The organism is Streptomyces sp. NPDC058964 (genome assembly GCF_042741275.1).
In the GTDB taxonomy this organism is placed as follows: domain Bacteria; phylum Actinomycetota; class Actinomycetes; order Streptomycetales; family Streptomycetaceae; genus Streptomyces.
The window spans coordinates 1-5792 of sequence record NZ_JBHYKH010000024.1 but is presented as its reverse complement, the minus strand read 5'-3'; the positions used below and the strand labels follow the sequence as shown (position 1 = coordinate 5792).

The 5792-nt window shown below is 67.8% G+C and carries 6 protein-coding genes; 1 reads left to right on the top strand and 5 read right to left on the bottom strand.

The genetic code is table 11. The annotated features are described in order from the left end of the window. Positions 1-142: 142 nt before the first annotated feature. Entirely contained in the window at positions 143-2668 is a 2526-nt protein-coding gene (locus ACFW2E_RS05200; RefSeq protein WP_384461619.1) for an ATP-dependent Clp protease ATP-binding subunit, read from the bottom strand. Between the two features lie 430 nt (positions 2669-3098). Between ACFW2E_RS05200 and ACFW2E_RS05195 the strand changes: the two genes are divergently transcribed. Beyond that, on the top strand, positions 3099-3761 hold the full coding sequence (locus ACFW2E_RS05195; RefSeq protein WP_384461616.1) for an SCO3374 family protein: 663 nt from the start codon (positions 3099-3101) through the stop codon (positions 3759-3761). On the opposite strand, the gene ACFW2E_RS05190 is transcribed toward ACFW2E_RS05195, so the two are convergent. The 4 genes from ACFW2E_RS05190 to ACFW2E_RS05175 all read right to left on the bottom strand — a co-directional run bounded on the left by ACFW2E_RS05190 (position 3740) and on the right by ACFW2E_RS05175 (position 5617). After that, a complete protein-coding gene (locus tag ACFW2E_RS05190) occupies positions 3740-4075 on the bottom strand; it encodes an Lsr2 family protein (protein ID WP_384461613.1) in 336 nt (111 codons plus the stop codon). The genes ACFW2E_RS05195 and ACFW2E_RS05190 overlap by 22 nt on opposite strands. Positions 4076-4310: 235 nt before the next feature. Next, a complete protein-coding gene (locus ACFW2E_RS05185; protein WP_316763268.1) occupies positions 4311-4844 on the bottom strand; it encodes an amino-acid N-acetyltransferase in 534 nt (177 codons plus the stop codon). Positions 4845-4853: 9 nt separating this feature from the next. Continuing rightward, complete coding sequence (locus ACFW2E_RS05180) at positions 4854-5255, bottom strand: BlaI/MecI/CopY family transcriptional regulator (protein ID WP_384461715.1); 402 nt, start codon at positions 5253-5255, stop codon at positions 4854-4856. A gap of 182 nt (positions 5256-5437) precedes the next feature. After that, positions 5438-5617 (bottom strand): hypothetical protein, encoded by a 180-nt coding sequence (locus tag ACFW2E_RS05175; protein ID WP_384461610.1) that lies wholly within the window; start codon positions 5615-5617, stop codon positions 5438-5440. Positions 5618-5792 lie beyond the last annotated feature (175 nt).

The following is a 5792-nucleotide window of genomic DNA, read 5'->3' as shown; positions in this document are numbered from 1 at the left end:
ACGCCTAAAAGACGTACACCCTGCCGGATTCCGCCGGACCGGTGTCTTAGTCGGTCGGTGCGTTTCGCCCACGCGAAGGGGGGCCGGTGCACCAAAGCACCGGCCCCCTTTCCTGGGCTCCTTCAGGCGGACCCGCGGAGGGTCACGCCTCCTTGCTCAGGTTCGGCCCGGCTCCACCGGCCGCCTGCTCGATCGGCGGGACGTCCGGCAGTGCCGACTTCTCCTCACCCCGGAAGGTGAAGGTCTTGGTCTCGCCCTCGCCCTCGGTGTCCACGACCACGATGTGACCGGGGCGCAGCTCGCCGAAGAGGATCTTCTCGGAGAGCGTGTCCTCGATCTCGCGCTGGATCGTACGGCGCAGCGGCCGGGCGCCCAGCACGGGGTCGTAGCCCTTCTTGGACAGCAGCTCCTTGGCGGACTGGGAGAGCTCGATGCCCATGTCCCGGTCCTTCAGGCGCTCGTCCACCTTGCTGATCATCAGGTCGACGATCCGCAGGATGTCCTCCTGCGTCAGCTGCGGGAAGACGACCACGTCGTCGACGCGGTTGAGGAACTCGGGGCGGAAGTGCTGCTTGAGCTCGTCCGAGACCTTGTTCTTCATGCGCTCGTAGTTCGACTTCGTGTCACCCGTGGCCGCGAAGCCCAGGTTGAAGCCCTTGGAGATGTCCCGGGTGCCGAGGTTGGTCGTCATGATGATGACCGTGTTCTTGAAGTCCACGACCCGGCCCTGGGAGTCGGTCAGACGACCGTCCTCCAGGATCTGCAGCAGCGAGTTGAAGATGTCCGGGTGGGCCTTCTCGACCTCGTCGAACAGGACGACGGAGAACGGCTTGCGGCGGACCTTCTCGGTCAGCTGGCCGCCCTCTTCGTAGCCCACGTAGCCGGGGGGCGAACCGAAGAGACGCGAGACCGTGTGCTTCTCGCTGAACTCCGACATGTCGAGGGAGATCAGCGCGTCCTCGTCGCCGAAGAGGAACTCGGCGAGCGCCTTGGACAGCTCGGTCTTACCGACACCGGACGGGCCGGCGAAGATGAACGAGCCACCCGGACGCTTCGGGTCCTTCAGACCCGCGCGCGTCCGGCGGATCGCCTTCGACAGCGCCTTGACGGCGTCGTTCTGGCCGATGACCCGCTTGTGCAGCTCCTCCTCCATGCGGAGCAGGCGGCTGGACTCCTCCTCGGTCAGCTTGAAGACCGGGATGCCGGTGGCCGTGGCGAGGACCTCGGCGATCAGCTCGCCGTCGACCTCGGCGACGACGTCCATGTCGCCGGCCTTCCACTCCTTCTCCCGCTTGGCCTTGGCGGCCAGGAGCTGCTTCTCCTTGTCGCGCAGGGAGGCGGCCTTCTCGAAGTCCTGCGAGTCGATCGCGGACTCCTTGTCCCGGCGGACGGCGGCGATCTTCTCGTCGAACTCGCGCAGGTCCGGCGGCGCGGTCATCCGGCGGATACGCATCCGGGAACCGGCCTCGTCGATCAGGTCGATCGCCTTGTCCGGCAGGAAGCGGTCCGAGATGTAGCGGTCGGCCAGGGTGGCGGCCTGGACCAGCGCCTCGTCCGTGATGGAGACGCGGTGGTGCGCCTCGTAACGGTCGCGCAGACCCTTGAGGATCTCGATCGTGTGCGGCAGGGACGGCTCCGCGACCTGGATGGGCTGGAAGCGCCGCTCCAGGGCCGCGTCCTTCTCCAGGTGCTTGCGGTACTCGTCCAGGGTGGTGGCACCGATGGTCTGGAGCTCACCGCGGGCCAGCATCGGCTTCAGGATGGAAGCCGCGTCGATGGCGCCCTCGGCGGCACCCGCACCGACCAGCGTGTGGAGCTCGTCGATGAACAGGATGATGTCGCCGCGGGTGCGGATCTCCTTGAGCACCTTCTTCAGGCGCTCCTCGAAGTCACCGCGGTAGCGGGAGCCGGCGACCAGCGCGCCGAGGTCCAGGGTGTAGAGGTGCTTGTCCTTGAGGGTCTCGGGCACCTCGCCCTTGACGATGGCCTGGGCGAGGCCCTCGACGACGGCGGTCTTGCCGACGCCGGGCTCACCGATCAGGACCGGGTTGTTCTTGGTACGGCGGGACAGCACCTGCATGACCCGCTCGATCTCCTTCTCGCGCCCGATGACCGGGTCGAGCTTGGACTCGCGAGCGGCCTGGGTGAGGTTCCGGCCGAACTGGTCGAGGACCAGGGACGTCGAGGGTGTGCCCTCGGCAGGGCCGCCGGCGGTGGCGGTCTCCTTGCCCTGGTAGCCGGAGAGCAGCTGGATGACCTGCTGCCGCACCCGGTTGAGATCTGCGCCCAGCTTGACCAGGACCTGGGCGGCGACGCCCTCGCCCTCACGGATCAGGCCGAGCAGGATGTGCTCCGTGCCGATGTAGTTGTGGCCCAGCTGAAGGGCTTCGCGGAGCGACAGCTCCAGGACCTTCTTGGCACGGGGGGTGAAGGGAATGTGCCCGGACGGGGCCTGCTGGCCCTGGCCGATGATCTCCTCCACCTGCTGGCGGACCGCCTCGAGCGAAATCCCGAGGCTCTCAAGGGCCTTGGCGGCGACACCCTCACCCTCGTGGATCAGGCCCAGGAGGATGTGCTCGGTGCCGATGTAGTTGTGGTTGAGCATCCGGGCTTCTTCCTGAGCCAGGACGACAACCCGCCGCGCGCGGTCGGTGAACCTCTCGAACATCGTTAATCGCTCCTCAGAGCGGTCAGGCAGTGGGGGGAACTTCCCCTCCCTGTCCTTCCGCAGCTTAGTCCCGCAAGCGGGGACCGCTCATTCCAACTGCCGACACCGTCCTTGGCCTCCTGACCCCGAACGCCGACATATGCTCCAACCCGATGGTGCGAGACGATGTTCCCGCAGGCCAGACACTTACCCCCGCCATCAGTACGCCGATGGCGAACGTGAGACGGCCTGTCCTGCGTGTCGCCCCCTCCCACTAGGGATGTCTTACCCGTACGGACTGACACTCCATGCCGGGGGCGCCGGTTCCCTCCGCTATGGGCGAACAACCTTGCGCCTCCGCGGGCCCCCGAGCGGGCCTTTCGCGGGCACTCTGAGCTTCCAGCCGAATACCCAGCGTAACCTGTGGCTTACTTCAGCGGTTGAACTTGTCATGGTTGGCACGGTGCCCATGGATTCCACGATCCCCCTCCCCCGCCGACACCTCCACCCGAGCGCCTGGACCCGGTACTGGTACGAGAACGAACTGGGGTGGCCGACCGTGCCCGCGGAGCCGGGAGAACCTGTACGGCTCGTCACCGGCGTGCGTTTCGACGTCCTGGACGTGCCGGCCGAGGCGGGCGCCGCGGCGCTCGGGCGCCTGGGGCCGGGCTCTCCCGTGGCCCTTCAGGGCGACCGGATGCGGCTGCTGGTGGCCGCGGGCAGCGCGGAGGAGCTGCCGGGGCTGCTGGGCTGGCTGGAGTGGGGCACGCTGGCGCTGGACATCGTCGCGCTGGGTGTGAACGGGCGCATGGACGCGCCGCCGCCGTCCGAGCGGGCCTCCGCCGGGCCGCGACCGGTTCCCCGGGGCCGCTCCCGGAGCATGCCCGCCGCGCCCGTTCCGGGTGCCTTGCAGGGGGCCGCCGTGTGGCTGCGGCCCCCCGGGCCGGGGCGCGGGGCCGGGACTTCGTTGCCGACGCTGTCGGCCATGGGGGGCGTCGGGGGCGCCCCCGATCTCGTACGACTCGTGGACACGGTGGCGACGCACTGCCACCGGATCCGGCTGCGGCGCGGGTGCGCCGCGCAGCCGGTTTGTCAGCCGTTGGCCTTCTCGTAGGCCTCACGGATGGACGCGGGAACACGGCCACGGTCGTTGACCTCGTAACCGTTCTCCTTCGCCCACGCGCGGATCTGCGCGGTGTCCTGGCTGCCACCGGAAGCCGCGCGCGTCTTTCCGCGTCCGCCCGAAGCACGGCCACCGGTACGACGACCGCCCTTCACATAGGGCTCGAGAAGGCCGCGCAGCTTGTCCGCATTGGCGGTCGTGAGATCGATCTCGTACGTCTTGCCGTCCAGCGCGAACGTCACGGTCTCGTCCGCCTCGCCGCCGTCGAGGTCGTCGACAAGAAGGACCTGAACCTTCTGTGCCACCGGATTTCCTTTCATCGATAACTTCAAGGGCCGGGGGTCTGCGGCGTCCGCCGTTTCGCCGCCCCCTGTTATATGCAGTACTGCAGTACGTTGGAAAGCAAACCGCTTTTGCCTGAAAAACACAAACCCCTGGGAGAGACTCAGGGGTGGCCCCGGACCCGGAAACATGCGCGTTTCGGACATAGGGAACCCGGGCAGTGTCGGACCGCCGGAATAGCCGGGCCAAGCCGGACGATCACAGATGCAGAAGCATCCGGCTGTTGCCCAAGGTGTTCGGTTTCACTCGTTCGAGACCGAGGAACTCCGCGACGCCCTCGTCATAGGAACGCAACAGCTCCGTGTACACATCGGTGTCGACGGGTGTCTCACCGATCTCCACGAAGCCGTGCTTCCCGAAGAAGTCGACTTCGAAGGTCAGGCAGAAAACGCGACGAACGCCGAGCCAGCGTGCCGTGTGCAGCAACTTCTCCAGCAACTGGTGGCCGACACCGGCGCCCTTCAAGCCGGGCTTGACCGCAAGAGTGCGGACTTCGGCGAGGTCTTCCCACATCACGTGCAGCGCGCCGCATCCGACGACCTCGGCGTTGTCGTCCCGTTCCGCGACCCAGAACTCCTGGATGTCCTCGTAAAGCGTCACTGTCGCTTTGTCGAGCAGGATGCGGTCACGGACGTACACGTCGAGGAGGCGGCGCACGGCAGGCACATCGCTGGTCCGGGCCCGTCGGACGGTGATGGCTTTTGCGGTGACTTCGGGGCGCTCTGCTGACATGAGCGGACGCTATCGCCCGCCGCCGTCCTGTGCGGTGCCGGGGTTCTCGTCGCCGGTATCGGGCGCGGAGGCGGTATCCGGGGTTTCCGGACCCTGGACGATGCGTACGGCGTCCCGGAGGGCCTGGCGCTGTTCGTCGCTCATCATCCCGAAGAAGGCGACGAGAGCGGCGGCCGGGTTGTCGCTCTGCGACCAGGCGTCGTTCATCAGGGCGGCGGCGTACGCGGCTCGCGTGGAGACGGCCTCATATCGATAGGCCCGGCCTTCCGCCTCACGGCGCACCCAGCCCTTCTGATGGAGATTGTCCAAAACGGTCATCACCGTGGTGTACGCGATGGACCGTTCCTGCTGAAGGTCTTCAAGGACTTCTCGAACGGTCACCGGGCGGTTCCACTTCCACACCCGCGTCATGACCGCGTCTTCGAGTTCTCCCAATGGGCGAGGCACAGCTCAGAACAATAGTGGGAGATCCGGTCAATGGCGTGCCGACGGGCACTTTTCGCCTCAAATGGGAACAAGAGGGGCGTACGACCCGTACGGCGCGAGTGTGCCGGGAGTCGTACGCCCTGGTGCCGGACGCCGCCGGGCGCCCGTCAGGCGTCGGTGCCGGCGGGGGCCTTCCGCACGCCTTCCGCGCGCTCGAGCGCGGCGTCGACGGCCGCGTCCTCCTTGGCCTTGGCGGCCCCGCCCTGGGTCTTCACGATCACCCTGATCACACCGACGAAGAAGGCGGCCATCACGATCGGGGGCACGAGCGCGGAGACGTAGTCCATGCATCCAGGGTAGCCAGGCCGCCTCAGCCGGCGGCGAGGTGGTGCCGGGACTCGGGCTCGGGCGGGGCGGGCTTGCGGCGGGGGAACACCTCGCCCGGGGTGGGGACGGGGCGCTTGGGGGTGGCCGGCTTCGGGGCTGGCTGCTGTGCGGGCTTGCGGGGCGGGTCCTGCTCGG